A 25,916-nucleotide genomic window follows, 5' to 3' on the forward strand; every position below is an offset into this window, starting at 1 on the left:
ATTTGCGACTACCCTGCAAGACACTGCAAAACGGCCCCTCATGAGCAGCACACCCGAACCCACCTTCAAGCCTGCCAACCTCGACGACTGGGCCAAGGCCGCCGCCAAGTCGGCGCCGGGCGGTGACCTGAGTGCGCTCAACTGGCTCACACCGGACGGCATCAGCGTGAAGCCGCTTTATACCGCGGCCGATCTGCAGGGCCTGAAGTACACCGACACGCTCCCCGGTTTCGAGCCCTACCTGCGCGGGCCGCAGGCCACCATGTACGCGGTGCGGCCGTGGACCATCCGGCAGTACGCCGGCTTTTCGACCGCCGAGGAATCGAACGCGTTCTACCGCAAGGCACTGGCCGCGGGCGGGCAGGGTGTGAGCGTGGCCTTCGACCTGGCCACCCACCGCGGCTACGACAGCGACCATCCGCGCGTGACCGGCGACGTCGGCAAGGCCGGCGTGGCCATCGATTCGGTCGAGGACATGAAGATCCTGTTCGACCAGATCCCGCTCGACAAGGTGAGCGTGTCCATGACGATGAACGGCGCCGTGCTGCCGGTGCTGGCGGGCTACGTGGTCGCGGCCGAAGAGCAGGGCGTGGCGCAAGACCAGCTGAGCGGAACCATCCAGAACGACATCCTCAAGGAGTTCATGGTCCGCAACACTTACATCTTTCCGCCCGCGCCGAGCATGCGGATCATCGGCGACATCATCGAGTACACGGCGCAGCACATGCCCAAGTTCAACTCGATCTCGATCAGCGGCTACCACATGCAGGAAGCCGGCGCCAACCAAGCGCTGGAGCTGGCCTTCACGCTGGCCGACGGCAAGGAATATGTGAAGACCGCGCTGGCCAAGGGCCTGGACGTGGACGGCTTTGCCGGGCGCCTCTCCTTCTTCTGGGCCATCGGCATGAACTTCTATCTCGAGGTGGCCAAGATGCGTGCCGCGCGCCTCCTGTGGTGCCGCATCATGAAGGAGTTCAACCCCAAGAACCCCAAGAGCCTGATGCTGCGCACACACTGCCAGACCTCGGGCTGGTCGCTCACCGAACAAGACCCGTACAACAACATCGTGCGCACCACCATCGAGGCCATGGCCGCGGTGTTCGGCGGCACGCAGAGCCTGCACACCAACGCGCTCGACGAAGCCATTGCGCTGCCCACCGAGTTCAGCTCGCGCATCGCGCGCAACACGCAACTCATCATCCAGGAAGAGACGCACATCACCAATGTGGTCGACCCATGGGCCGGCAGCTACATGATGGAGAAGCTCACGCAGGACATGGCCGATGCGGCCTGGGCCATCATCGAAGAGGTCGAGGCGATGGGCGGCATGACCAAGGCGGTCGACAGCGGCTGGGCCAAGCTCAAGATCGAAGCGGCCGCCGCCGAGAAGCAGGCGCGCATCGACTCGGGCAAGGACGTGATCGTGGGCGTCAACAAGTACAAGCTCAAGAACGAGGACGCGATCGACAGCCTCTCCATCGACAACGTGATGGTGCGCGACCAGCAGGTGGCGCGGCTGCAGAAGATCCGCGCCTCGCGCGACACGGCCAAGGTGCAGGCCGCGCTCGACGCGCTGACCGAAGCCGCCGAGAACGGAACCGGCAACCTGCTCGCGCTCAGCGTCGACGCGGTGCGCCTGCGCGCCACGGTGGGCGAGATTTCGGACGCGCTCGAAAAATCATTCGGCCGCCATCGGGCCGACACGCAAAAGGTGACCGGTGTGTACGCTGCTGCCTATGACTCGGCCGAAGGCTGGGAAGCCCTCAAGACCGAAATCAACGCCTTCGCCGAAGCGCAGGGCCGCCGTCCGCGCGTGATGATCTCCAAGCTGGGGCAGGACGGGCACGACCGTGGTGCCAAGGTGGTGGCTACCGCGTTCGCCGATCTGGGCTTCGACGTGGACATGGGGCCGTTGTTTCAGACACCCGAAGAATGTGCGCGGCAGGCCATCGAGAACGACGTGCATGCCGTGGGCGTGAGCACCCTCGCGGCCGGCCACAAGACGCTTGTGCCGGCCATCATCAACGAGCTCAAGAAGCAGGGCGCGGACGACATCATCGTGTTCGTTGGCGGCGTGATTCCGCGGCAGGACTACGACTTTCTCTACGAGGCCGGCGTCAAGGGCATCTATGGCCCGGGCACGCCGATCCCCGCCAGCGCCAAGGACGTGCTGGAACAGATTCGCGCGGCGGTCTCGGCCTGATCGGGACGCTAGACGTGGGCGATCTCTTGTCGCGGCTGTCTCTGCAGCCGGTGGATTCCAGCGATTTCGAGGCCATGCTCGCCTTGCGCGTCGATGCGATGCGCCCGAGCCTGGAGCGTGTCGGGCGCTTCGACCCCGCGCGTTCGCGCGAGCGGCTCCAGGCCGGTTTTGTCGTGCCCTTCATGCATCACATCGTGCTCGACGGCGCCGGGCGCATCGGGTTCGTCACCCTCAAGCCCGAGGGCACCGAGGCGCTGCGGCTCGACCATCTCTACCTGCGCACCGGCTTCCAGGGCCTGGGCATCGGCGAATGGGTGCTGGAGTGGGCCAAGTCACAGGCGCGCGAAGAGCGGCTGGACATCAAGCTCACCGCGCTCGTGCAGAGCGATGCCAACCGCTTCTATCTGCGGCATGGTTTCGTGCTCGAAGGCGAGGAGGGCGTCGACCTGCACTACCGCTGGCGCGTGGCCTCGGAGGGCGCGTGCTGAAGTCGGCCGAAGCACTCGAGCGCGCCATCACCCAGCCGGACGGTATGGTGCAGCGCCGCGCCATCGCCAAGGCCATCACGCTGCTCGAATCCACCCGCGCCGACCATCGCGTTCAGGCCGACGAACTGCTCACCGCGCTGCTGCCGCGCACCGGCAACTCGTTTCGCCTGGGTATCTCGGGGGTGCCGGGCGTCGGCAAATCGACCTTCATCGAAACGTTGGGCCTGCTGCTGATCGGCAAGGGCCACCGCGTGGCGGTGCTCACCATCGATCCCTCGTCCACCGTCTCGGGCGGCTCCATCCTGGGCGACAAGACGCGCATGGAGCGGCTCTCGGTGCACGAGCGCGCCTACATCCGGCCCAGCCCGTCGAGCGGCACGCTCGGCGGCGTGGCTGAAAAAACGCGTGAAGCCATGCTGGTGTGCGAGGCCGCCGGCTACGACATCGTGATCGTCGAGACCGTGGGCGTGGGCCAGAGCGAAACCGCCGTGGCCGGCATGACCGACATGTTCGTGCTGATGCAGCTGCCCAATGCGGGCGACGACCTGCAGGCCATCAAGAAGGGCGTGATGGAGCTGGCCGACCTCGTCGTCATCAACAAGGCCGACATCGACAAGGATGCCGCCACGCGCGCGCAGGCGCAGATCACCTCTGCCCTGCGCCTCTTCGGCCACCAGGGCAACCCGGACCATGCGCATGCGGTGCATGACGCACACAGCGGCGCGGAGATCCGTTTCTGGCTGCCCAGGGTGCTCCAGCTGAGTGCGCTGGCCGGTACGGGCGTCGATGCCTTCTGGGAAGCGGTGCTGCAGTTCAAGGCCTTGCAGACCGCCAATGGCAAGCTCGCCAAGCGGCGCGAAAAGCAGGCCACCGCGTGGATGTGGGAACGCATCGACGCCGGGCTCAAGCAGGCCTTCAGGCAGCATGCGCAGGTGCGCGAACTGCTCCCGCAACTCACCCAGCAAGTGGCGGAGGGCGCGCTGCCCGCATCGACGGCGGCACGCCAGCTGCTCGCGGCCGCCGCCATCACCGCCAGGCCATGACGGCCAACAAAATTCAGGACCACCAGCTTCGGAAGCACACCATGCAAGAACTGATCGAACAACTCGAAAAGCGCCGCGCCCAGGCGCGCCTCGGCGGCGGACAGAAGCGCATCGATGCGCAGCACGCCAAAGGCAAGCTCACGGCGCGCGAGCGCATCGAGCTGCTGCTGGACGACAACACCTTTGAAGAGTGGGACATGTTCGTCGAGCACCGCTCGGTCGATTTCGGCATGGCCGAGCAGAAGATCCCGGGCGACGGCGTGGTCACCGGCTACGGCATGATCAATGGCCGCCTGGTGTTCGTGTTCAGCCAGGACTTCACCGTCTTCGGCGGTGCGCTCAGCGAAGCGCATGCCGAGAAAATCTGCAAGGTCATGGACCAGGCCATGAAGGTCGGCGCACCGGTCATCGGCCTCAACGATTCGGGCGGCGCGCGCATCCAGGAAGGCGTGGCCTCGCTCGGCGGCTATGCCGACGTGTTCCAGCGCAACGTGATGGCTTCGGGCGTGGTGCCGCAGATCAGCATGATCATGGGCCCCTGCGCGGGCGGCGCGGTGTATTCGCCCGCCATGACCGACTTCATCTTCATGGTGAAGGATTCGAGCTACATGTTCGTCACCGGCCCCGAGGTTGTGAAGACCGTGACGCACGAGAGCGTGACGGCCGAAGAACTCGGAGGTGCCATCACCCACACCACGCGCAGCGGCGTGGCCGACATGGCGTTCGAGAACGACGTCGAGGCGCTGATGATGCTGCGCCGCCTGTACAACTACCTGCCGCTCAGCAACCGCGAGAAGCCGCCGGTGCGCCTGGGCAACAACGGCCAGGGCGACCCGGCCGACCGGCCCGACTATTCGCTCGACACCCTGGTGCCCGACAACCCGAACAAGCCCTACGACATCAAGGAGCTGATCCTCAAGGTGGCGGACGACGGCGACTTCTTCGAGCTGCAGCCCGACTACGCGAAGAACATCGTGATCGGCTTTGCGCGCATGGAAGGCCAGACCATCGGCATCGTGGCCAACCAGCCGCTGGTGCTCGCAGGCTGCCTGGACATCAAGAGCAGCATCAAGGCCGCGCGCTTCGTGCGTTTCTGCGATGCCTTCAATATTCCCGTAGTCACCTTCGTCGACGTGCCCGGCTTCATGCCCGGCACCGGCCAGGAGTACGGCGGCATCATCAAGCACGGCGCCAAGCTGCTCTATGCGTATGCGGAATGCACGGTGCCGAAGATCACCGTCATCACGCGCAAGGCCTATGGCGGTGCGTACGACGTGATGGCCTCCAAGCATCTGCGCGGCGACGTCAACCTGGCCTGGCCGCGCGCCGAGATCGCGGTGATGGGCGCGAAGGGCGCGGTGGAAATCATCTTCCGCGAGGACAAGAACGACCCCGAGAAGCTCGCAGCCCGCGAGGCCGAGTACAAGGCGCGCTTTGCCAACCCCTACGTGGCGGGCGCGCGCGGCTACATCGACGACGTGATCCTGCCGCACGAGACGCGCAAGCGCATCTGCCGCTCACTGGTGATGCTGCGCGAGAAGAAGCTCGAGAACCCGTGGCGCAAGCACGGCAACATTCCGCTCTGATTCGTATGCGCAGCCACTACCCCCAGTTCCGTGAGGGAGCGGAACCCGGACTTGTTCCCAAGCTCGGCGGCCTGCCCTGGGGCCTCCCTCCGCGTCTCTGGCCGGTTTGCGCTGAATGCAACCGGGCCATGAGCCATCTTGCGCAATTGCCGGCCGACGGCGACGCATTGCCGCTTGCGAGCGACGAGGTGCTGTTCCTGTTCAAGTGCGAGTGGGACAGCATCTGCAGCTTCTGGGAGCATGGCGCCGGTGCGAACGCTGCATTCGTCGTGCAGCGCACCGCTCTGGGCGCCGGGCCGACGCCGCGGCCTTCGGACCCCGCCGACGGATCGCCTGCACTTCTGCGCGAGATCGCCATCACCGGATGGCACGCAGATGACGATGGCGCCCCCGCCGAATTGGAGGACGCGTTCTATGACTATCAGGCCCACTTCGATCTGCCGGACGAAGTCAAACATCCCCACGATTGGGCGAGCCCGTGGTGTACCAAGAGCGGCGGCGTGCCGTACTGGACGGCCAACGGCGCACAGCTGATGCCGGCGGGACGCTTGTTCCTGCAGATCGACAACTGGCTCGAGCTCCCAGGTGGCGAGTGTGTCGAGGTGGCGAACTTCTGTTCCGACGGCATCGCATATGTGTTCGTCGATCGGTCGCAAGCAAAGCCGGCGTACTCGATGTTCATCAACCGCTGAGGCGGTCAGCAAAATAAAACGGATTCAGCATGTTCAAGAAAATACTGATCGCCAACCGCGGTGAAATCGCCTGCCGCGTGATACAGACGGCCAAGAAGATGGGCATCCTCACCGTCGCCGTCTATTCCGACGCGGACAAGGAAGCCCGCCACGTCGAGCTGGCCGACGAGGCCGTGCACATCGGCGCTGCGCCCAGCCGCGAGAGCTACCTGCAAGCCGACCGCATCATTGCGGCCTGCAAGCAGACCCGCGCCGAGGCCGTGCATCCGGGCTACGGTTTCCTGTCGGAGAACGAAGCCTTTGCGCGCAAGGTCGAGGAAGAAGGCATTGCCTTCATCGGGCCCAAGCACTACTCGATCGCGGCGATGGGCGACAAGATCGCCTCGAAAAAGCTCGCGAACGAAGCCAAGGTCAACACCATTCCTGGCTGGAACGACGCCATCGAAACGGCCGAGCGCGCGGTCGAGATCGCCAAGGACATCGGCTACCCCGTGATGATCAAAGCCTCGGCCGGCGGTGGCGGCAAGGGCCTGCGCGTGGCGTTCAACGACAAGGAGGCCTTCGAGGGCTTCACCTCGTGCCGCAACGAGGCGCTGAGCAGCTTCGGCGACGACCGCGTGTTCATCGAGAAGTTCGTCGAGGAGCCGCGCCACATCGAGATCCAGGTGCTGGGCGATTCGCATGGCAACGTCATCTACCTGAACGAGCGCGAATGCTCGATCCAGCGCCGCCACCAGAAGGTGATCGAGGAGGCGCCGTCGCCCTTCATCTCTGACGCGACGCGCAAGGCAATGGGCGAGCAGGCGGTGCAGCTGGCCAAGGCCGTGAAGTACCAGAGCGCCGGCACGGTGGAGTTCGTGGTCGGCAAGGACCAGAGCTTTTATTTCCTGGAGATGAACACGCGGCTGCAGGTGGAGCATCCGGTCACCGAATGCATCACGGGGCTCGACCTGGTCGAGCTGATGATCCGCGTGGCGGCCGGCGAAGAGCTGCCGCTCACGCAGGCCGAGGTCAAGCGCAACGGTTGGGCCATCGAGTGCCGCATCAATGCCGAAGATCCATTCCGCAATTTCCTGCCTTCGACGGGCCGGCTGGTGAAGTTCCAGCCGCCGGCCGAAACCATGTTTGCCAGCGACACCGGGCACTTGAACGGCGTGCGCGTGGACACCGGCGTTTACGACGGCGGCGAGATCCCGATGTACTACGACTCGATGATCGCCAAGCTCATCGTGCACGGCAAGGATCGGCAGCATGCGATCGCGCGGATGCGCGAGGCGCTCAATGGCTTCGTGATCCGCGGCATCAGCAGCAACATTCCGTTCCAGGCGGCGCTGCTCGCGCACCCGAAGTTCGTGGCGGGCGACTTCAACACCGGCTTCATCGCCGAGCACTACGGCAAGGGCTTTCACGCAGAAGACGTGCCGCACGCCGATCCGTCGTTCCTCGTCGCGCTCGCGGCCTATGTGCACCGCCGCTACCGCGCGCGTGCCTCGGGCATCAGCGGGCAGCTCGAAGGCCATGGCGTGAAGGTGGGCGAGCGGTTCGTGGTGGTGGAGCTGGGCGCGGAAGGCAAACACGTGCACCACCCGGTGTCGGTGAGTGACTTCCACGGCAAGACCGGCGCCAGCGCCGTGGCCGTGGGCGGCAAGAGCTACAAGATCGACAGCGGCTTTGCGCTCGGCGCCGTTCGCGTGCAAGGCATGGTCAACGACCGGCCCTTTACCGCGCAGGTGGAGCGCGGCGCGGGCAAGAATCCGCTGGCGCTGCGCGTGTCGCACGACGGCACCCAGATCGAGGCCATGGTACTGTCGCCGCTCGGCGCGCGGCTGCTCGAGCTGATGCCCTACAAGGCGCCGCCCGACCTCAGCAAGTTCCTGATGTCGCCGATGCCGGGCTTGCTTGTCGAGGTGTCGGTGCAGCCGGGCCAGCAGGTGCGCGCCGGCGAGAAGCTGGCCGTGATCGAGGCCATGAAAATGGAAAACGTGCTGTTCGCCACGCAAGACGGCGTGGTGGGCAAGGTTTCGGCCAACAAGGGCGAGTCGCTCGCGGTCGATCAAATCATTCTGGAGTTCAATTGATGGGTGCCAACGACCTGCAACAGCCGATCACGCTGCACAAGCCTTCGAAAGTCCCTGCGCCGCAAGGCCCCTGGTCGATCGAGGCGATCCAGGCGCTGCTCGACAAGCCGCTGATGGAACTGCTGTTCGAGGCGCAGACGGTGCATCGCCGGCACTTTCCCGAAGGCGACATCGAACTGGCGACCTTGCTGTCGGTCAAGACCGGCGGCTGTCCCGAGAATTGCGGCTATTGCCCGCAGTCGGCCGAGTTCGACACCGGCGTGAAGGCGCAGAAGCTCATGGAAGTCGACGAGGTGGTGCGCGCCGCGCAAGCCGCCAAGGACGCGGGCGCCACGCGCTTCTGCATGGGCGCCGCATGGCGTGCGCCGAAGGACCGCGACGTGGAGAAGGTCGCGGTGCTGGTCGAGGCGGTGAAGGGCCTCGGCCTGCAGACCTGTGCCACGCTCGGCATGCTGGAGCCGCACCATGCGCACCAGCTCAAGGCCGCGGGCCTCGACTATTACAACCACAACCTCGACACCGCCCCCGAGTACTACACCGACATCGTCGACACGCGCACCTACCAGGACCGGCTCGACACGCTGGCCCATGTGCGCAGCGCCGGCATCAGCGTGTGCTGCGGCGGCATCGTCGGCATGGGCGAGCAGCCGGTGCATCGCGCCGGGTTGATCGCGCAACTGGCCAACCTCGATCCCTATCCGGAGTCGGTGCCGATCAACAGCCTGGTGCGCGTGCCCGGCACGCCGCTGGCCGATTCGGAACCGGTCGATCCTTTCGACTTCGTGCGCATGATCGCCGTTGCTCGCATCACGATGCCGACGGCGCGCGTGCGGTTGTCGGCCGGGCGCCAGCAGATGGGCGATGCGGTGCAGGCGCTGTGCTTCATGGCCGGCGCCAACTCGATCTTCTACGGCGACAAGCTGCTGGTCACCGGCAACCCCGATGTGGAAGCCGACGTGCAGTTGCTGCGCAAGCTCGGCCTGCAGGCGCGCCGCACGACCGAAGCCGAGGAGCATGGCGCGTGACCGGAACGGCACGTCCTTTCAAGGTGCTGGGCATCCAGCAGATCGCCATCGGCGGACCCGACAAGCTGCGGCTGCAGAAGCTCTGGGTCGACATGCTGGGGCTCGAGGTCACGGGCACCTTCAAGAGCGAACGCGAGAACGTCGACGAAGACATCTGTGCGATAGGCAGCGGGCCATTCAAGGTCGAGGTCGACCTGATGCAGCCGCTCGACCCGGAAAAGAAACCCGCAGTCCACACCACGCCGCTCAACCACGTGGGCCTGTGGATCGACGACTTGCCCAAGGCCGTCGAGTGGCTCACGGCGCAAGGCGTGCGCTTTGCGCCCGGAGGCATCCGCAAGGGCGCGGCCGGCTTCGACATCTGCTTTCTGCATCCGAAGGCGAATGACGAATTTCCGATCGCGGGCGAGGGCGTGCTGATCGAGATGGTCCAGGCGCCGCCCGAGGTGGTGACCGCCTTCAACGCGCTCGCCGCTACGCGTTGAGCACCTTCTTGATGGGCGGCTTCACGTCGGAACGCTGAGGCGGCAGCATCGGCTGGTGCTCGCGCGCCGGGTTCAGGATGATCGAGGTCGCGGTCTCGGTGAGGATGCAGAACTTGGTGACCACCGCATCGAGATGGCTCACGTCGATGACGGCGATCTCCAGGATCCAGCTGTCGTCGCCGGTCACGTTGTAGGCATTGACGCATTCGGGCGTCTGCTGAACCAGCTCGACCACGCGTGCATAGTCGGCGCGGCCGACACGGATGATGGCGCGGATGCCATAGCCCAGCTTGCCGAGATTGACCGTGGCGCGGTAGCCGCTGATCACGCCTGCAGCCTCCAGTTTTTTTACGCGCTCGGTCACGGCCGGCTGGCTCAGGTGCACGCGGCGGCCGAGCTCGGCCATGGAGAGCCGTGCATCGCCCTGCAGTTCGGCCAGGATGCGGGTGTCGTGGGCATCCAGCGCGGGGTTCAAGGGGAAGTCCATGCAACTCCTTTAAATCGACGGTGCAAGACAGTTGGAACCATGAATTGTGCATGGCCGCGGAGGGGTCGCTTTCATACCATCGAAGGCGTTCCAATACCAACAAGACGACTTCGCATGCCTACTCTTGCATCCCCCGCCCAAGCCGCGCCCGGATCCTCGCGCAGCGCGCTCCCGCCGATTCTCTGGCTCTGCCTGGCCGCCACCTGGGTGGTCTGGGGCTCGACCTATCTTGCGATCAAGTACGCGCTGATCAGTTTCGCGCCCTTTCTTCAAATGGGTTCGCGCTTCCTGTTCGCGGGCGTGCTGTTGGCCGCCTGGATGCGCTGGCGCGGCGCGGCCTGGCCCTCGCGCTTGCAATGGCGCAATGCGCTCGTGGTCGGCGCGTTGATGCTGGGCGGCGGCATGGGCGGCACGGCCCATGCCGAAGTGTCGATCGGTTCGGGGCTGGTGGTGGCGTTCATCGCGGTGGTGCCGCTGCTGATCGCGTTGCTGAACCTGGTCTGGGGCGTGAAGCCGACGCGGCTGGAGGCAGCTGGCATTGCGCTCGGGCTCGTCGGCGTGCTGATGCTGACGCAGGGCAGCGGCTTCCAGTCCTCGCCCGCGGGCCTTGTCGCCATTTCGATCGCCTGCGTCTGCTGGTCGATGGGCAGCGTGCTGAGCCAGCGCAGCCTCCCGCTCGCGCCCGGCGCCATGGGTTTTGCGAGCGAGATGATCTGCGGCGGCGTGGTGCTGCTGGTGCTCTCCGCCATCTCCGGTGAAGAGCTGGCGTGGCCGCCGCAGCCCGAGGCGGTCGCGGCCTGGCTGTACCTCGTGGTGTTCGGCTCGCTGATCGCGTTCAATGCCTACATGGTGCTGCTCGCCAAGGCGCCGGCCGCGCTGGCCGCAAGCTACACCTTCGTCAATCCGGTGATCGCGATGCTGCTGGGCGTGTGGATTGCCAACGAGACCGTGACGCGCTTCGAGTGGTACGCGGTGGCCGTCGTGCTGGCCGGTGTGCTGCTGTTGCTCTTCAAGCGCCCGCAGAAGATGCAGAAGGGCTGAGTGCCGCGCCGTTCAGGTGCCCGGTCGGCGCCAGAAGGCAAGCGTGGCCGCCAGCAGCCACATGCCCGCCGCGCAGCTGCGGTTCAGCACCTTGAGGCCGCGGCGCGACAGCAAGCGCACGGCCTGCGTTCCGGCGGCCGCATAGGCGAGCATCACGAAGGTGTCGAGCACCACGAAGATCGCGCCCAGCAACAAGTATTGCGCACCCTGCGGCTTGGCAATGTCGATGAACTGCGGCAGGAAAGCCGCAAAGAACAGCACCGTCTTGGGGTTGGACAGCGCCACGAGCAGGCTGCGCATGAGCGCAACGCGGCCGTGCGGGCGAACCTCGATGGCCGACTTGGCCAGCGCCGTGCCGAGATCGGTCGCCTCGCTGCGCCACAGCTTGATGCCGAGCCAGACCAAGTAGGCGACACCCGCCACGCGGATCGCATTGAAGAGAAGCTCCGATGCGGCGAGCAGCGAGCCAAGGCCGAGCGCGACCACCGCGATCAGCGTGACGCTGCCGAGCGATGCGCCGGCAATGCCCCAACTCGCACGGCGCATGCCGCCGTCGATGCCGTTGGATAGCGCCAGCAGCATCGTAGGCCCAGGGATCACCGCCAACGCGAGCGAGGCGACGGCGTAGATCAGCAGCGTGTCGAGTGTCATGGCTTGGCGGCGGGTGGACGTTGTTGGGAGGCGGCGCGGGCACGCGCCAATGCAGCTTCGACGATGGATCGCTTGCGCGTGTCGGCGGCTTGCGGTTCAGCGGCCGGAGCCGATTCATTGCCTTGCGGCTTGTCGGCACGGCGATGCTCGCCATGCAACTTGTAGCGCTGCAACGCGGCGTCGGCCTGGGCTTGCGACCACGCTTGCCAACCGGTGCGGCCCGGTGTCTCGACCTCGAGCGAGATGCAGTCGACGGGGCAGACCGGAATGCAAAGCTCGCAGCCCGTGCAGTGCGCTTCGATCACGGTGTGCATGCGCTTGTTGATGCCGACGATGGCATCGGTCGGGCAGGCGTCGAGGCAGAGCGTGCAGCCGATGCACCAGGCTTCGTCGATGACCGCCATGGCGCGTGGGCCTTCGGTGCCGAACTGCGGATCGAGCGGCAGTGGCTCGCGGCCCGTGAGCCGTGCCAGTTTGGCGATGCCTTCCGCACCGCCGGGAGGGCATTGGTTGAGCTTGGCCTCGCCGTCAGCCACCGCCTGGGCGTAGCCGGCGCAGTCGGGGTAGCCGCAGCGCGTGCACTGCGTTTGCGGCAGTGCATCGTGGATGCGTGCGGCCAGCCCGATCACTTCCTTCGTGCCGCGGGCTTCTTCACGGCGGCGACCGCCACCGCTTTCTTGGCTGCGACATTCTTCCTGGCTGCAACGGCTGGCGTGCTCCGGCCCGGCTTGATCCGATCTTCGGCCGGCAGGCTATCGGGCGTACCGCTGCGCCGCTGGGGCTGGTCGTGAGCGGCGATGAACTTCTGCATCTTGGGGTAGACCAGGTCGCGCCAGCGGCGGCCGCTGAAGATGCCGTAGTGGCCCGCGCCCTTGACTTCGAAGTGTTCGCGCTGCGAGTCTTCGATGCCGGTGCACAGGCTGTGCGCGGCCTCGGTCTGACCCGAACCCGAAATGTCGTCGAGCTCGCCCTCGACGGTGAGCAGGGCCGTGGAGTGGATGTCTTGCGGGCGCACGCGCTCGATCTGGCCTTTGGGGTTCTTGACGTCCCAGGTGCCGTTCACGAGTTCGAAGTCCTGGAACACCACGCGAATCGTGTCCAGGTAGTAGTCGGCGTCCATGTCGAGCACGGCGTTGTACTCGTCGTAGAACTTGCGATGGGCCTCGGCGCTGGCGTCGTCGCCCTTGATCAGGTCCTTGAAGTAGTCGTAGTGGCTGCTGGCGTGGCGGTCGGGGTTCATGGCCACGAAGCCCGTGTGCTGCAGGAAGCCCGGATACACGCGGCGGCCTTCACCCGCAAAGCCTTGCGGCACGCGGTAGATCACGTTGTTCTCGAACCACTCGAAACTCTTGTTCATCGCGAGGTTGTTCACCGCGGTGGGCGACAGCCGCGCGTCGATGGGGCCACCCATCATCGTCATGGTGAGCGGCAGCTGCTCACCGCGGCTTGCCATGAGTGACACGGCCGCCAGCACCGGGACCGTGGGCTGGCACACGCTCACCACGTGGCAGTTGCCGTACTCGGCCTGCAGGCGGCGGATGAACTCCTGCACGTAGTTGATGTAGTCGTCGAGGTGGAACTCGCCTTCGGACATCGGCACGAGGCGCGCGTTCTTCCAGTCGGTGATGTAGACCTTGTGGTCCTGCAGCATGGTGCGCACCGTGTCGCGCAGCAGCGTGGCGTAATGGCCCGACAGCGGCGCCACGACCAGCACCACGGGCTGGCTCTTGAGCGTCTTGAGGATGTGCGGCTCGTCGGTGAAGCGCTTGAAGCGGCGCAGCTCGCAGAAAGGCTTGTCGAGCTCGACGGCCTCCTGGATGACCACATCTTCGCCCTCGACCTTCACGGACTTGATGTTGAACTCGGGCTTCTCGTAGTCCTTGCCCAGCCGATAGAGCAGGTCGTAACCCGCCGCCATGCGCTGGGCCATGGGTGCTTGTCCCCAGACGGCACCTTGGCCGAACAGCTTGGACGCCGCTTGCGCGAAGTCCGAAAACGGTTCCATCAGGGAACGCTGGGCTTCGTAGAGTTGATAGAGCATCGCTGATCTTGGAGTGGAATGTTGCGGTGCAATATATCAGCGCCAATTGCCTTGGCGCAGGGGGCCTTCCCCTACGTAGATTCCACCGCAGGGCTTACGTTTTCACCAAATGTGAAGGAATTGTCGCGAAACGCATTCCCTCACATTTTCCTGACAGTCAGATGACCTTGGCAATCGAGGCGCAGACGTAGTCGATGTTCTTGCTGTTGAGCGCGGCCACGCACATGCGGCCGGTGTCGGTGCCGTACACGCCAAATTCGTTGCGCAGGCGCACCATCTGGTCCTTGCTGAGGCCCGAGTAGCTGAACATGCCGATTTGCGTGGTGATGAAGCTCATGTCTTCCTTCACGCCGGCGGCCTTGAGGCCGTCGACCAGCTTCTGGCGCATGGCCTTGATGCGCACGCGCATTTCGCCGAGTTCCTTTTCCCAGAGGGCGCGCAGTTCGGGGTTGCCGAGCACCGCGGCAACCACGGCGCCGCCGTGGATCGGCGGGTTGCTGTAGTTGGTGCGGATCGCGATCTTGAGCTGCGAGAGCACGCGGCCGGCTTCTTCCTTGCTTTCGCACAGCACCGACAGGGCGCCCACGCGCTCGCCGTAGAGGCTGAAGCTCTTCGAGAACGAGGTCGAGACGAAGAAGGTCAGGCCGGCGTCGACGAACTTGGCAACCGCGGCGCCGTCTTCCTTGAGGCCGTAACCGAAGCCCTGGTAGGCCATGTCGAGGAAGGGGACGAGATTTTTGGCCTTGACGGTGGCGACGACCTGGTCCCACTGCTCGGACGTGATGTCGTAGCCGGTCGGGTTGTGGCAGCAGGCATGCAGCACGACGATGGTGCCGGCCGGCGCCGCGTTCAGGGCGGCCAGCATGCCGTCGAAGTTGATGCCGCGGCTGGCGGCGTCGTAGTAGGGGTAGCTTTCGACCTCGAAGCCCGCGTTGGTGAACAGGGCGCGGTGGTTTTCCCAGCTCGGGTCGCTGATCAGCACCTTGGCGTTGGGGTTGAGCTTCTTGAGAAAGTCGGCGCCGACCTTGAGGCCGCCGGTGCCGCCGATGGCCTGGATCGTGGCCACGCGGCCCGATTGCACAGGTTCGCTGTCGACGCCGAAGACCAGGCCCTTGACCGCGTTGTCGTACGCCACGATGCCGTCGATCGGCAGGTAGCCACGCGCCGAGGGCGCTTTCATCATGTTCTGTTCGGCGGCCTGCACGCACTGGAGCAGGGGCAGCTTGCCGTTGTCGTCGTAATAGACGCCGACGCCGAGGTTGACCTTGTTGGGGTTGGTGTCGGCTGCAAACTGCTCGTTGAGGCCGAGGATCGGGTCGCGCGGTGCCATTTCGACCGCGGTGAACATAGACATGGAAAGGTCCTTTGGATGAAAGCTTCGCTGGCAACCGGAGGAGGCTTTATCCTTTCCGGTTGCCTTGAATTTTACCGGCGCTACCGCCACCTGTCGGGAACAGCCATGCCAGAGAACAACGAAGCCATAGCAGACCTGAAGAAACTGGACCCGATCGGTCCGGCAAAACAGGGCGAATTCATCAAATATCCGGGTTCGCCTTTCGAACTTTTCCAGCCCTATCCGCCCGCCGGCGACCAGCCGAAGGCGATTGACGGGCTGGTCGAGGGCGTGCTGGACGGCGAGGTGTTCCAGACGCTGCTGGGGGTCACCGGATCCGGCAAGACCTTCACCATGGCCAACGTGATTGCCCGGCTGGGACGCCCGGCCATCGTGTTTGCCCCCAACAAGACGCTGGCGGCGCAGCTCTACAGCGAGTTTCGCGAGTTTTTCCCGAAGAACGCGGTCGAGTATTTCGTCAGCTACTACGACTACTACCAGCCCGAGGCCTACGTGCCCCAGCGGGACCTGTTCATCGAGAAAGACTCGTCCATCAACGAGCACATCGAGCAGATGCGGCTGTCGGCCACCAAGAGCGTGCTGGAGCGGCGCGACACGGTCATCGTGGCCACGGTGAGCGCCATCTACGGCATCGGCACGCCCGAGGACTACACGCAGATGCGTTTCATCATGCGGGTGGGCGACAAGATCGGCCAGCGCGACGTGATCGGGCGGCTGATTCGCATGCAGTACACCCGCAACGAGCAGGATTTTTCCCGCGGCACCTTCCGCGTGCGCGGCGACACCATCGACGTGTTTCCGGCCGAGCACAGCGAACTGGCGATCCGGATCGAGCTGTTCGACGACGAGATCGAGACGCTGCAGCTGTTCGACCCGCTCACGGGCCGCATCCGCCAGAAGATTCCGCGCTTCACGGTGTACCCGTCGAGCCACTACGTGACGCCGCGCGACAAGGTGCTGGGCGCCGTGGAAACCATCAAGATCGAGCTGGCCGAGCGGCTCAAGGAATTCGTCAGCCAGGGCAAGCTGGTGGAGGCGCAGCGGCTGGAGCAGCGCACCCGCTTCGACCTGGAAATGCTGGCCGAGATCGGCCACTGCAAGGGCATCGAGAACTACTCGCGCCACCTCTCGGGCGCCGCGCCGGGCGACCCACCGGCCACGCTGACCGACTACCTGCCGAAGGACGCGCTGATGTTCCTCGACGAGAGCCACCAGATGATCGGCCAGCTCAACGCCATGTACAGCGGTGACCGGGCGCGCAAGACCACGCTGGTCGAGTACGGCTTTCGCCTGCCGAGCGCGATGGACAACCGGCCGCTCAAGTTCGAGGAGTTCGAGACGCGCATGCGGCAGGCGATCTTCGTTTCGGCCACCCCGGCGCAGTACGAAAAGGACCACGCCGGCAACGTGGTCGAGCAGCTGGTGCGGCCAACCGGCCTGATCGACCCCGAGGTCGAGGTGCGTCCCGCCACGCACCAGGTGGACGACGTGCTGGGCGAGATCCGCATCCGCGTCGAGAAAAACGAGCGCGTGCTCATCACCACGCTGACCAAGCGCATGGCCGAGCAGCTGACAGACTACCTGGGCGACAACGGCGTGAAGGTGCGCTACCTGCACAGTGACGTCGACACGGTCGAGCGGGTGGAGATTTTGCGCGACCTGCGGCTGGGCACCTTCGACGTGCTGGTAGGCATCAACCTGCTGCGCGAAGGCCTGGACATTCCCGAGGTGTCGCTGGTGGCCATCCTCGATGCCGACAAGGAAGGCTTTCTGCGCGCCGAGCGCTCGCTGATCCAGACCATCGGCCGGGCGGCGCGGAACCTGAGCGGCAAGGCCATTCTGTACGCCGACCGGATGACCGACTCGATGAAGAAGGCCATCGACGAAACCGAGCGCCGCCGCGCCCGGCAAATTGCCCACAACGAGGCCAACGGCATCACCCCGCGCAGCATCGTCAAGCAGGTCCGCGACCTGATCGACGGCGTCTACAGCGAAAAAACCGGCAAGGAAATGGCCAAGCTCGACCTGGAACGCGCCAAGGTCGAGGACATGAGCGAAAAGGACATTGCCCGGGAAATCAAGCGGCTCGAAAAGCTCATGCTCGAGCACGCCCGCAATCTCGAGTTCGAGAAGGCGGCGCGGGTGCGCGACCAGTTGGCGCTGCTGCGTGAGCAGGCGTTTGGCGCCTCCGGCGGGGACAATATCGCTGTGTTGCCGTCGTAGGACGGGGTTTCGGTTTCTTCAAGGGGTTTTCGCTGGGGTTTACCCGAGCAAACTCCAGGGCCTTCTGCTATACTTGACCGAAACACTCAACAACAAGAAAAAAGAACTTCGCGATGAAGGACCGATCCCACTGACTGGTTCACCAGCATCAGGGGTCGGGCAGGGCGGAGACGAAGTCACCGCGGCCCCCCGTGCCACGGTGTCATTTCAACGGTAAGCACTTGAAGGAGCTTGCGATGCGTCTCACTACCAAAGGCCGTTTTGCGGTCACGGCAATGATCGATCTGGCGTTGCGTCAGAACACCGGTCCGGTCACGCTGGCTGCGATCAGCCAGCGGCAGCAAATTTCATTGTCGTATCTCGAGCAGCTGTTCGGCAAATTGCGCCGTCACGAGTTGGTCGAATCGACCCGCGGCCCCGGCGGCGGCTACAGCCTGGGTCGCAAGGCAGCCGATATCACCGTCGCAGACATCATTGTTTCCGTCGATGAGCCCATCGATGCCACGCAGTGCGGTGGCAAGGAAAACTGCCTCGGCGAAGCCGGCCGCTGCATGACGCACGAGCTCTGGGCGTCGCTGAACCAGCGCATGGTCGAGTTTCTCGATTCCGTCACGCTGCAGAAGCTGGTCGACGACCAGATCGCCAAGGGCGTTCAGATCGAGAACAAGCCGGTCGTCAAGCGCGCCATTTCCGCGCAGCCCGTGGTCAAGCCGATTCGCGTGAATGCGCCGAATTCGGTGTTTGCCCTGGGCAACGCGTTCGCGAAGTCCTGATGCCCTCTGTCGCAGGCGGCGCCTTCGGGCGCTGCTGCGAAAAGCCGCCCAGACCAAAGAAACAACCCCCACGCCAGCCCGAGCCAGCCATGGACGTCACTCCTCATTTCCCGATCTACCTCGATTACGGCGCCACCACGCCGGTTGACCCGCGTGTGGTCGACGCCATGATTCCCTGGTTGCGCGAGCATTTCGGCAACCCGGCATCGCGCAGCCATGCCTGGGGCTGGGAGGCTGAAGAGGCGGTCGAGAAGGCGCGCGGCCAGGTGGCCGACCTGATCAGCGCAGATCCGCGCGAAATCGTCTGGACGTCGGGTGCCACCGAGTCGATCAATCTGGCGCTCAAAGGCGCGGCCCATTTCTACAAGGGCAAGGGCAAGCACCTGATCACCCTGAAGACCGAGCACAAGGCCGTGCTCGACACCATGCGCGAACTCGAGCGCCAGGGCTTCGAAGTGACCTACCTCGACGTCGAGGAAAACGGCCTCGTCGACCTGGAGAAGTTCAAGGCCGCGCTCCGTCCCGACACCATCCTGGCCAGCGTGCTGTTCGTGAACAACGAAATCGGCGTGATTCAGGACGTGGTCGCGCTGGGCAACGTCTGCCGTGAGAAGGGTGTGATTTTTCACGTCGACTCGGCCCAGGCCACCGGCAAGATCGACATCGATATCACGAAGCTGCCCATCGACCTGATGAGCCTCGCTTCGCACAAGACCTACGGCCCGAAGGGCATCGGCGCGCTGTATGTGCGCCGCAAGCCGCGGATCCGCCTCGAAGCGCAGATGCACGGCGGTGGCCACGAGCGCGGCATGCGTTCGGGCACCTTGCCCACGCACCAGATTGTCGGCATGGGCGAGGCCTATCGCATCGCCAAGCTCGAAATGAAGGACGACATCGCCCATGCTGCCCGACTGCAGAAGCGTCTGCTCGACGGCCTGAAGGATGTCGAGCAGGTGTTCATCAACGGCGACCTCGCGCAGCGTGTGCCGCACAACCTGAACATGAGCTTCAACTACGTCGAAGGCGAGTCGCTGATCATGGGCATCAAGGGCCTGGCGGTGTCGTCGGGTTCGGCCTGCACGTCGGCCAGCCTGGAGCCCAGCTACGTGCTGCGCGCCCTGGGCCGCAGCGACGAACTGGCCCACAGCAGCCTTCGCATGACCATCGGCCGTTTCACGACCGAGGAAGAAATCGACTACGCCATCTCGACCATCAAGCACAACGTTGCCAAGCTGCGCGAGCTGAGCCCCTTGTGGGAGATGTTCCAGGACGGCGTCGACATCAGCACGATCCAGTGGTCGGCCCACTGACGCATTGACGTACTGGCCCACCAGCGCTCCACGATTGAACAAAGTTTGAGAGGTACACCATGGCATATTCTTCCAAGGTCATCGACCACTACGAAAATCCACGCAACGTCGGCTCCTTCGAAAAGGGCGACGATTCCGTCGGCACCGGCATGGTCGGCGCGCCGGCCTGCGGCGACGTCATGAAGCTGCAGATCAAGGTCAACCCCGAAACCGGCGTGATCGAAGACGCGCGCTTCAAGACCTACGGCTGCGGTTCCGCCATCGCCTCGTCCTCGCTCGTGACCGAATGGGTCAAGGGCAAGACGCTCGACGAAGCGGCTGCGCTCAAGAACGCGCAAATCGCCGAAGAACTGGCGCTGCCGCCGGTCAAGATCCACTGCTCGATCCTCGCGGAAGACGCCATCAAGGCGGCCGTGAGCGACTACAAGGCCAAGCACGGCGCCAAGACCGCCGAAGCTGTTCACTGAGATGGCCGTCACGCTGACCGAAGCCGCTGCGCGCCACGTCACCCGCTACCTTGGCAAACGAGGCAAGGGCGTGGGTGTGCGGCTGGGCGTGAAGACCACCGGCTGCTCCGGCCTTGCCTACAAGCTCGAGTACGTGGACGAGTTCACGCCCGAAGACGTGGTGTTCGAAGACCATGGCGTGAAAGTCCTGGTCGATCCGAAGAGCCTGGCTTACATCGACGGCACGCAGCTCGACTTCGTGCGCGAAGGCTTGAACGAAGGCTTCAAGTTCATCAACCCGAACGAACGCGACCGTTGCGGCTGCGGGGAAAGTTTTCGCATCTGATGCACTGTCGCTGACCGCGACAACAGCCGCCACCATGTCATGTGCTGGCGGTTTTTTCTTGATCCATATGAGCCCCCACGTTCGGCACTTTGTGTCCTCACTGCTCCGCGAGGGGGCGCAGGCAGTCTGATGAACCTGAACGACACCGACTTTCAACTGTTCGCCGTCCCGGCCACTTTCGCGCAGGACCGCGCCGCTCTCGACGCGCGCTGGAAAGAGCTGCAGCGGGAGGCCCATCCGGACCGCTTTGCCGCGCAAGGCGCCGCGGCGCAGCGCGTGGCCATGCAGTGGTCGGTGCGCATCAACGAGGCCTATCAGCGGCTCAAGGACCCGATCCGGCGTGCCAGCTACATCTGCGAACTCAACGGCGCGCCGCTGAATAGCGAGAACAACACGGCCATGCCACCCGACTTCCTGATGCAGCAGATGGAATGGCGCGAGGAGCTCGACGACGCCGGCGACATCGCGGCGATCGAGAAGCTGCAGGCCGAGGTCGAAGCCGGCCGCGCCCGCGCGCTGTCCTCGCTCGACTGGCTGATCGACGAGAAGGGCGACTATCCCGCTGCCGCGCAGCAGGTGAGAGCCCTCATGTTCATTGAGCGTTTCGGGCAGGACGTCGAAGCCAGGTTCGATCAGTTGGGACAATAGGCCTTATATATGGCTCTTCTACAGATTTCCGAACCCGGCCAGGCGCCCGATCCGCATCAGCGCCGCATTGCCGTGGGCATCGACCTCGGCACCACGCATTCGCTGGTGGCCGCGGTGCGCAACGGCGTGGCCGAATGCCTGCCCGACGACCAGGGCCGCGTGCTGCTGCCTTCGGCCGTGCGCTACCTGGAGGGCGACCGCCGGCAGATCGGCTTCGACGCCGTGGCGGCGCGCGGGCAAGACCCCGCCAACACTATCACCTCGGTCAAGCGGCTCATGGGCCGCGGGCTCGCCGACATTTCGAACCGTGAATCGATGTCGTATCACATCGATGGCAGCGAGGGCGGCATGGTGAAGGTGCAGACCCTCGCGGGCGAGAAGTCGCCGGTCGAGATCAGCGCCGAAATCCTGGCGACGCTGCGCTTCCGCGCCGAAGACACCTTCGACGACGAGCTCTACGGCGCCGTCATCACCGTGCCGGCCTACTTCGACGAAGGCCAGCGCCAAGCCACCAAGGATGCCGCGCAGCTCGCGGGCCTCAACGTGCTGCGGCTCATCAGCGAACCCACGGCCGCTGCCATCGCCTACGGCCTGGACAACGCAAGTGAGGGCGTCTATGCGGTCTACGACCTGGGCGGCGGCACTTTCGACATCTCGATCCTGCGGCTGACGCAGGGTGTGTTCGAAGTGATCGCCACCGGTGGCGACTCGGCCCTGGGCGGCGACGACTACGACCACGCGCTGGCCGGCTTCGTGCTCGCGCAGACCGGCCTCGAAGTCGGCAGCGACAACGACAAGGCCGCCATGCTCGTGGCCGCACGTGCCGCGAAAGAGGCGCTGACCGAGACCGAGTCGACCACCTTCCGTGCGGAGCTTGCAGGCGGGGCGATTCAATTCGAACTCACACGCCATCAGTTCGACGCCGCCACCAAGGCGCTCACCGACCGCACGATTGCATCGGTTCGCAAGGCGCTGCGCGACGCCAGGCTCAAGCCCGACGATCTGAAGGGCATAGTGCTGGTGGGCGGTTCCACGCGCATGCCCCAGATCCGCCGCGCCGTGGCCGAGTTCTTCGGGCGCGAGCCCTTGGTCAACCTGAACCCCGACGAAGTCGTGGCGCTCGGCGCCGCCATCCAGGCCAACCAGCTGGCCGGCAACAACGGCGCGGGCGATCTGCTGCTGCTCGACGTGATTCCGCTGTCGCTGGGCATCGAGACCATGGGCGGCCTGGTCGAGCGCATCGTGCCGCGCAACCAGACCATCCCGACCGCGATGGCGCAGGACTTCACCACCTACCAGGACGGCCAGACGGCCCTGGCGCTGCACGTGGTGCAGGGCGAGCGCGACCTGGTGGCCGACTGCCGCAGCCTCGCGCGCTTCACGCTGCGCGGCATTCCGCCGATGGCGGCGGGTGCGGCGCGCATCCGCGTGACCTTCACTGTCGATGCCGATGGCTTGCTGAGCGTCAGCGCCAAGGAGCAGGGCAGCGGCGTCGAGGCCAGCGTTACCGTCAAGCCTTCGTACGGGCTCTCGGACGACCAGATCGCGACCATGCTGCAGGAGAGCTTTTCCACCGCGCAGCAGGACATGCAGGCGCGTGCGCTCGTCGAGGCGCGCGTCGATGCCGAGCGCATGCTGCTCGCCACGCAGAGCGCGCTCAACGCCGACGGCGATCTGCTGGGCGAACAGGAGCGTGCGGTCATCGATGCATCGATGGCGAGGCTGCGCGAGGCCGCGAAGGGCAGCAACGACGCGGCGGCCATCGAGGCGGCCACCAAGGCCCTGGCCAACGACACCGAAGCTTTTGCCGCCCAGCGCATGAACGCGGGCATTGCGCGCGCGTTGTCGGGCCGCAAGGTCGAATCCCTCTAAGAACTACATGCCCACCATCAAGATATTTCCGCATCCGGAATACTGCCCGACGGGTGCAGAAATCACGGCGCCGGCCGGCACCTCGATCTGCGAGGCGCTGCTGGAGAACCACATCAACATCGAGCATGCGTGCGAGATGAGCTGCGCCTGCACCACCTGCCACGTCATCGTGCGCCAGGGGTTCAGTTCGCTGAACGAAGCCGAGGAGGGCGAAGAAGACCTGCTCGACCGCGCCTGGGGCCTGGAGCCACAATCGCGCCTCAGCTGCCAGGCCATCCTGGCGCAGCAAGACGTGACGATTGAGATTCCCAAGTACTCGATCAACCACGCCAAGGAAAATCACTGATGTCGCGCCAGATCGTCCTCGATACTGAAACCACCGGCCTTTCCGCCGAGAACGGCGACCGCGTCATCGAGCTTGGCTGCGTGGAGCTGTTCGCGCGCAAGCTCACCGGCAACGACCTGCACATCTACTTCAACCCCGAGCGCGAGAGCCATGAAGACGCGCTCAAGGTGCACGGCCTGACGACCGACTTCCTGCGCGACAAGCCGAAGTTCGCCACGCTGGCCAACGACATCGTCGAATACCTGCGCGGCGCCGAACTGATCATTCACAACGCGGCCTTCGACGTCGGCTTTCTCAACAAGGAGCTCGAGCTCGCAGGCCTGCCCCCGCTGCGCAGCTTCGTCGGCGAAGTGACCGACACGCTGGCCATGGCCAAGCAGGTCTACCCGGGCAAGCGCAATTCGCTGGACGCGCTGTGCGACCGCTTCGGCGTCGATCGCTCGAACCGCACCTTCCACGGCGCCAAGCTCGACGCGCAGCTGCTGGCCGACGTCTACATCAACCTCACGCGCGGCCAGGATGCGCTCTTGATCGACGTGTCGTCCAGCGAGCCGGCGCAGGGCACCACCGTCGTCACCATCGACCTGAGCCAGTTCGACCTGCCGGTGATCCTGGCGGGCGAACAGGAGCTTGCGGCACACGAAGCGCTGTTGTCGCAGCTCGACAAATCCAGCAACGGACGCACGCTGTTTCGCCAAAACGGCTGAAATGCTGTGGCATAATCGAAGGCTTCGCGCAACGCGATTAATTCCAAGGCACTGCAACTGCGGCGCCAAGGGGTTTGCAGGGCGGTTAGCTCAGGGGTAGAGCACAGCATTCACACTGCTGGGGTCGGAGGTTCGAAACCTCCACCGCCCACCAATTTCCTCGAAATGAACAGCGACTTGGATTGCCCAGGTCGCTTTTTGTTTTGTGCGCTGCCTTTTCGCTCCGGCAAGGCGGCACATGCGCGGCTCCCTTCAACTGTCGGCTCGTGCTGACGCCAGCTGCCGTCTCGCACCGGCTCAATTTGCTGGCGGAGCGCGTATACCCACCGGGAAGGAGACCGATCATGGCCACTCATCCCGACATCCCGCCCGACCTGCCCGTGGAACCCGACGAAGGGCCGAGCACGCCGCCGGACGACCCGACCGATCCCGAGCCTCCTCCCACCACGTCGTGAATCCGGCGCGCGAGCCGCGATAAGCTCGCGCCATGGATGAACTTGATTGCGCCGTCATCGGCGGCGGAGTGGTGGGCTTGGCCGTGGCGCGCGCGTTGGCGCTCGCAGGCCGTGAAGTGGTGGTGCTGGAGGCGGAAGGTGCCATCGGCACGGGCACCAGTTCGCGCAACAGCGAGGTGATTCACGCGGGCATCTACTATCCGCAAGGTTCGCTCAAGGCCCGCCTTTGCGTCGAGGGCAAGCAGGCGCTCTATGCCTACGCGGCGGAGCGAGGCGTGCCGCACCGGCGCTGCGGCAAGCTCATCGTGGCGACTTCGCCTGAGCAGGTGGGCGAGCTTGAAACCATCCGCGCCAAGGCGGCCGCCAACGGCGTCGACGACCTCGTGCTGCTGACGGCGCAGCAGGCCATGGCGATGGAGCCGCAGCTGCATTGCGAAGCGGCGCTGCATTCGCCGAGTACCGGCATCGTCGACAGCCACGCACTGATGCTGAGCCTCTTGGGCGACGTGGAGAACGCGGGCGGCATGCTGGCGCTCAAGTCACCCATCGCGCGGGCGGAATGCGGCACGGACGCCATCGTCCTGGTCGCGGAAGACGGGACGGCATTGCGCTGCAACACCGTGGTCAATGCGGCGGGCCTTGGCGCCCCTGACCTCGCCAGGCGGTTCGAAGGCTTGCCCACCACCGCCATACCGACCGCCTACTTCGCCAAGGGCAGCTATTTCACCCTGTCGGGCCGTGCGCCTTTCAGCCGGCTCGTCTATCCGGTCCCCGAACCGGGCGGACTGGGCGTGCACCTGACCATCGACCTGGGCGGGCAGGCCAAGTTCGGGCCCGACGTGCAATGGGTGCAGTCGGCCGACGACCTAGTGGTGGACCCGGCACGCGGCGACGGCTTCTACGCCGAGGTGCGCAAGTATTGGCCGGCCTTGCCCGATGGCGGGCTGATTCCCGGCTACGCGGGCATGCGGCCCAAGATCTCGGGTCCGGGCGAACCCGCGCGCGACTTCATGATCGAGGGGCCAAAGGCGCATGGCGTGCGCGGCCTGGTCAATCTCTTCGGCATCGAGTCGCCCGGGCTCACGAGCAGCCTTGCCATCGGGCGCTACGTCGCAAGCTTGCTCGACGGCAGCTGACGGAAGCAATGCGGGCCCCGCGTGCAGAAGTCTGCAGAACTGTCGCGCACGAGGGGCTTTTGTGCCTGTAACATGACACCACGCCATTAGCTGGCGTGAAGCCGCCGGCGCGGTGCCGGTGTCATCACGGAGGAAAGATTCCAATGAGTGCATCCAACAACATCGAAGCGGCAGCCGAAGACATCGCGAGCGACGTGCGCGGCGTGCTGGCCAGCAAGGACCTGGATTCGGTTCCCCACATCAAGGCGCTGCGTCAGCGCATCGACACCAAGCTCGCCATTGCGCGCGAGCTTGCGGCAGAGAAGAGCAAGCTTGCAGCCCAGAAGGCCCGTGAAGCGGCCAACAGTGCCAACGCCTACGCCCACGACGAACCGTGGCAGATTGCCGGCGCAGCGCTGGCCGTCGGCGTGCTGGTGGGTTTGCTGCTTGGCCGCCGCTGACCTGAACGCACACTGCCGCGTCGTCCACCGCCGAGCGGGA

The 25,916-nt window shown here is 65.1% G+C and carries 26 protein-coding genes and 1 tRNA gene; 22 read left to right on the plus strand and 5 right to left on the minus strand.

What is annotated here, in order from left to right; genetic code table 11:
• Nucleotides 1-40: 40 nt before the first annotated feature.
• From scpA to ACJ7Z0_RS26455, 8 genes are all read left to right on the plus strand, one after another.
• Nucleotides 41-2,203, plus strand: a complete 2,163-nt coding sequence (scpA, locus tag ACJ7Z0_RS26420; RefSeq protein WP_434792209.1) for a methylmalonyl-CoA mutase — start codon at nt 41-43, stop codon at nt 2,201-2,203.
• Between the two features lie 14 nt (nt 2,204-2,217).
• Nucleotides 2,218-2,691 carry a GNAT family N-acetyltransferase gene (locus tag ACJ7Z0_RS26425; protein WP_431132085.1) on the plus strand — a complete coding sequence of 158 codons (474 nt, stop codon included), beginning with the start codon at nt 2,218-2,220 and terminating at the stop codon, nt 2,689-2,691.
• Nucleotides 2,692-2,735: 44 nt separating this feature from the next.
• The gene (meaB, locus tag ACJ7Z0_RS26430; protein ID WP_434792736.1) at nt 2,736-3,734 is read left to right on the plus strand and encodes a methylmalonyl Co-A mutase-associated GTPase MeaB; all 999 of its coding nucleotides are present in this window, start codon (nt 2,736-2,738) and stop codon (nt 3,732-3,734) included.
• 41 nt (nt 3,735-3,775) lie between these two features.
• A complete protein-coding gene (locus tag ACJ7Z0_RS26435) occupies nt 3,776-5,320 on the plus strand; it encodes an acyl-CoA carboxylase subunit beta (RefSeq protein WP_434792210.1) in 1,545 nt (514 codons plus the stop codon).
• A 128-nt stretch (nt 5,321-5,448) separates the two neighbouring features.
• A complete protein-coding gene (locus ACJ7Z0_RS26440) occupies nt 5,449-6,012 on the plus strand; it encodes a hypothetical protein (protein ID WP_434792211.1) in 564 nt (187 codons plus the stop codon).
• A 29-nt stretch (nt 6,013-6,041) separates the two neighbouring features.
• Nucleotides 6,042-8,090 carry an acetyl-CoA carboxylase biotin carboxylase subunit gene (locus ACJ7Z0_RS26445; RefSeq protein WP_434792212.1) on the plus strand — a complete coding sequence of 683 codons (2,049 nt, stop codon included), beginning with the start codon at nt 6,042-6,044 and terminating at the stop codon, nt 8,088-8,090.
• Nucleotides 8,090-9,115, plus strand: a complete 1,026-nt coding sequence (gene bioB / locus ACJ7Z0_RS26450) for a biotin synthase BioB (protein ID WP_434792213.1) — start codon at nt 8,090-8,092, stop codon at nt 9,113-9,115. The genes ACJ7Z0_RS26445 and bioB overlap by 1 nt, the downstream gene beginning before the upstream one ends.
• Nucleotides 9,112-9,600 (plus strand): VOC family protein, encoded by a 489-nt coding sequence (locus tag ACJ7Z0_RS26455; protein ID WP_434792214.1) that lies wholly within the window; start codon nt 9,112-9,114, stop codon nt 9,598-9,600. Before bioB ends, ACJ7Z0_RS26455 begins: the two co-directional genes overlap by 4 nt.
• On the opposite strand, the gene ACJ7Z0_RS26460 is transcribed toward ACJ7Z0_RS26455, so the two are convergent.
• Complete coding sequence (locus ACJ7Z0_RS26460; protein ID WP_434792215.1) at nt 9,590-10,087, minus strand: Lrp/AsnC family transcriptional regulator; 498 nt, start codon at nt 10,085-10,087, stop codon at nt 9,590-9,592. The genes ACJ7Z0_RS26455 and ACJ7Z0_RS26460 overlap by 11 nt on opposite strands.
• A gap of 114 nt (nt 10,088-10,201) precedes the next feature.
• On the opposite strand from ACJ7Z0_RS26460, the gene yedA reads away from it, so the two are divergent.
• Nucleotides 10,202-11,128: a drug/metabolite exporter YedA gene (yedA, locus tag ACJ7Z0_RS26465; protein ID WP_434792216.1), complete on the plus strand. Its 927-nt coding sequence runs from the start codon at nt 10,202-10,204 to the stop codon at nt 11,126-11,128.
• A 12-nt stretch (nt 11,129-11,140) separates the two neighbouring features.
• Here yedA and ACJ7Z0_RS26470 read toward each other — a convergent pair whose 3' ends face one another.
• The 4 genes from ACJ7Z0_RS26470 to ACJ7Z0_RS26485 all read right to left on the minus strand — a co-directional run bounded on the left by ACJ7Z0_RS26470 (nt 11,141) and on the right by ACJ7Z0_RS26485 (nt 15,174).
• The gene (locus ACJ7Z0_RS26470) at nt 11,141-11,779 is read right to left on the minus strand and encodes a LysE family translocator (protein WP_431132069.1); all 639 of its coding nucleotides are present in this window, start codon (nt 11,777-11,779) and stop codon (nt 11,141-11,143) included.
• The gene (locus tag ACJ7Z0_RS26475; protein WP_434792217.1) at nt 11,776-12,408 is read right to left on the minus strand and encodes an RnfABCDGE type electron transport complex subunit B; all 633 of its coding nucleotides are present in this window, start codon (nt 12,406-12,408) and stop codon (nt 11,776-11,778) included. The genes ACJ7Z0_RS26470 and ACJ7Z0_RS26475 overlap by 4 nt, the downstream gene beginning before the upstream one ends.
• A complete protein-coding gene (locus ACJ7Z0_RS26480) occupies nt 12,405-13,820 on the minus strand; it encodes a polyhydroxyalkanoate depolymerase (RefSeq protein WP_434792218.1) in 1,416 nt (471 codons plus the stop codon). The genes ACJ7Z0_RS26475 and ACJ7Z0_RS26480 overlap by 4 nt, the downstream gene beginning before the upstream one ends.
• A 157-nt stretch (nt 13,821-13,977) precedes the next feature.
• The gene (locus ACJ7Z0_RS26485) at nt 13,978-15,174 is read right to left on the minus strand and encodes an amino acid aminotransferase (protein WP_434792219.1); all 1,197 of its coding nucleotides are present in this window, start codon (nt 15,172-15,174) and stop codon (nt 13,978-13,980) included.
• Between the two features lie 105 nt (nt 15,175-15,279).
• Between ACJ7Z0_RS26485 and uvrB the strand changes: the two genes are divergently transcribed.
• The 13 genes from uvrB (at nt 15,280) to ACJ7Z0_RS26550 (ending at nt 25,876) form a co-directional block, all read left to right on the plus strand.
• Nucleotides 15,280-17,397, plus strand: a complete 2,118-nt coding sequence (uvrB, locus tag ACJ7Z0_RS26490; RefSeq protein ID WP_434792220.1) for an excinuclease ABC subunit UvrB — start codon at nt 15,280-15,282, stop codon at nt 17,395-17,397.
• Between the two features lie 236 nt (nt 17,398-17,633).
• Complete coding sequence (gene iscR, locus ACJ7Z0_RS26495; protein ID WP_007828186.1) at nt 17,634-18,170, plus strand: Fe-S cluster assembly transcriptional regulator IscR; 537 nt, start codon at nt 17,634-17,636, stop codon at nt 18,168-18,170.
• A gap of 89 nt (nt 18,171-18,259) precedes the next feature.
• Entirely contained in the window at nt 18,260-19,480 is a 1,221-nt protein-coding gene (locus ACJ7Z0_RS26500; protein ID WP_434792221.1) for an IscS subfamily cysteine desulfurase, read from the plus strand.
• A gap of 59 nt (nt 19,481-19,539) precedes the next feature.
• Nucleotides 19,540-19,947, plus strand: coding sequence for a Fe-S cluster assembly scaffold IscU (gene iscU / locus ACJ7Z0_RS26505; protein WP_434792222.1), 408 nt, complete (start codon nt 19,540-19,542; stop codon nt 19,945-19,947).
• A 1-nt stretch (nt 19,948) separates the two neighbouring features.
• Nucleotides 19,949-20,272: an iron-sulfur cluster assembly protein IscA gene (gene iscA / locus ACJ7Z0_RS26510; RefSeq protein ID WP_007828190.1), complete on the plus strand. Its 324-nt coding sequence runs from the start codon at nt 19,949-19,951 to the stop codon at nt 20,270-20,272.
• 129 nt (nt 20,273-20,401) lie between these two features.
• A complete protein-coding gene (hscB, locus tag ACJ7Z0_RS26515) occupies nt 20,402-20,920 on the plus strand; it encodes a Fe-S protein assembly co-chaperone HscB (protein WP_434792223.1) in 519 nt (172 codons plus the stop codon).
• 9 nt (nt 20,921-20,929) lie between these two features.
• Nucleotides 20,930-22,792 carry a Fe-S protein assembly chaperone HscA gene (gene hscA / locus ACJ7Z0_RS26520; protein WP_434792224.1) on the plus strand — a complete coding sequence of 621 codons (1,863 nt, stop codon included), beginning with the start codon at nt 20,930-20,932 and terminating at the stop codon, nt 22,790-22,792.
• A gap of 7 nt (nt 22,793-22,799) precedes the next feature.
• Nucleotides 22,800-23,138 carry an ISC system 2Fe-2S type ferredoxin gene (gene fdx, locus ACJ7Z0_RS26525; RefSeq protein WP_434792225.1) on the plus strand — a complete coding sequence of 113 codons (339 nt, stop codon included), beginning with the start codon at nt 22,800-22,802 and terminating at the stop codon, nt 23,136-23,138.
• Entirely contained in the window at nt 23,138-23,845 is a 708-nt protein-coding gene (gene dnaQ, locus ACJ7Z0_RS26530) for a DNA polymerase III subunit epsilon (protein WP_431132053.1), read from the plus strand. The genes fdx and dnaQ overlap by 1 nt, the downstream gene beginning before the upstream one ends.
• A gap of 79 nt (nt 23,846-23,924) precedes the next feature.
• A tRNA-Val gene (locus tag ACJ7Z0_RS26535) sits at nt 23,925-23,999 on the plus strand.
• Nucleotides 24,000-24,189: 190 nt separating this feature from the next.
• Nucleotides 24,190-24,300: a stereocilin gene (locus tag ACJ7Z0_RS26540; RefSeq protein WP_082517415.1), complete on the plus strand. Its 111-nt coding sequence runs from the start codon at nt 24,190-24,192 to the stop codon at nt 24,298-24,300.
• Nucleotides 24,301-24,332: 32 nt separating this feature from the next.
• Nucleotides 24,333-25,436 carry an NAD(P)/FAD-dependent oxidoreductase gene (locus ACJ7Z0_RS26545; RefSeq protein WP_434792226.1) on the plus strand — a complete coding sequence of 368 codons (1,104 nt, stop codon included), beginning with the start codon at nt 24,333-24,335 and terminating at the stop codon, nt 25,434-25,436.
• Between the two features lie 143 nt (nt 25,437-25,579).
• Nucleotides 25,580-25,876: a glycine zipper domain-containing protein gene (locus tag ACJ7Z0_RS26550; protein WP_055796254.1), complete on the plus strand. Its 297-nt coding sequence runs from the start codon at nt 25,580-25,582 to the stop codon at nt 25,874-25,876.
• Nucleotides 25,877-25,916: the final 40 nt, after the last annotated feature.

The sequence above is a fragment of the Variovorax palleresanus genome, assembly GCF_051144945.1.
GTDB classification, from domain to species: domain Bacteria; phylum Pseudomonadota; class Gammaproteobacteria; order Burkholderiales; family Burkholderiaceae_C; genus Variovorax; species Variovorax paradoxus_S.